Genomic DNA, 1,043 nt, shown 5'->3' on the forward strand with positions numbered 1-1,043 from the left:
AAGTTTTTAGTTTACCTTGTCTTAACGAATAGCGAAAAATGAAGCCTAATTCATATAAAAGGGAGTGTTCCTATGATTCAAAAATTAAAATTATATTATGGTAAAGATATAAAGATTAATGAAGCCGTGTTGTCTGAGGATTATAGCTGGTTTTTAGTTGAAGAACATAAAGTAGGGATTCGAAAAACTCGATTACATAAAAAGGAACATCTATTGCTTTCATCTATCTTAACACCTATTCATACTGATACATTTTATAAAACAGAAAAAGAAAAATCATGGTATGAAGTATTATATAAAAATAAGAACATCCCTATAGTATCGGTTCGTTTTTTATATTTCTTCACAACGCACCCTATAGTAGAAAGAGAAGAATTTCAATACGCTTTACAGTCTATGTTTTCTTTCACCACTACAACAATATGGGAAACTTCGCAAACTGGCACCCTCATCTTAGAAGAAAATGTACCGGAGTCTGTATTGCAAGCAGCCCTTGATACACTAGAAACAGATTTTTTTATATCTCTATCCTTTTTTATGGGAAGACACTATACACAAACAAATGAAATTGCTCGACTATATCAATGGGAGCGAAATTTATTTTCTGTTCTTTCTCCCTATTTATCGCAAAAAATTATACACATTGAACAACTACTCCCTTATCAATTAATGATCTCATTACCGAAAGAAGAAAGAGAAAAATACACGAATCAATTATTAGCACACATTTCTAATAACAAGGAACTAATAGATAGTGTTAAAGTATTCTTCCAATGTAATTTAAATGTATCACTTGCAGCTAAACAATTATATTTACATCGTAATACTTTACAATATCGCATTGATAAATTCATTGAAAAGACAGGAATTAATATAAAAACTTTTGAAGGTGCAGTAACAGTTTATATGGCTTTGCTTTCATTGGATATTTCGTAAACTTGCATAAAAACCTCTCATTCTTTTGTGCACCCTGCCAATTTACCTACGCTTTAAATAATCTTATAATTCAATTAATTAAAAAAAGGAGTGAGTAATCATGACAG

The 1,043-nt window shown here is 30.1% G+C and carries 1 protein-coding gene; it reads left to right on the forward strand.

The window, feature by feature from the left end; all coding sequences use genetic code 11:
- The first annotated feature begins 72 nt into the window (after window positions 1-72).
- Window positions 73-936 (forward strand): PucR family transcriptional regulator, encoded by an 864-nt coding sequence (locus KI356_RS27280; RefSeq protein ID WP_212937013.1) that lies wholly within the window; start codon window positions 73-75, stop codon window positions 934-936.
- The last annotated feature ends 107 nt before the right edge of the window (window positions 937-1,043 follow it).

Source organism: Bacillus hominis (assembly GCF_018332515.1).
In the GTDB taxonomy this organism is placed as follows: domain Bacteria; phylum Bacillota; class Bacilli; order Bacillales; family Bacillaceae_G; genus Bacillus_A; species Bacillus_A hominis.

Excerpts from the sequence above, each read along its gene's own strand:
- KI356_RS27280 (WP_212937013.1), top strand. The coding sequence starts at position 73 with ATGATTCAAAAATTAAAATTATATTATGGTAAAGATATAAAGATTAAT.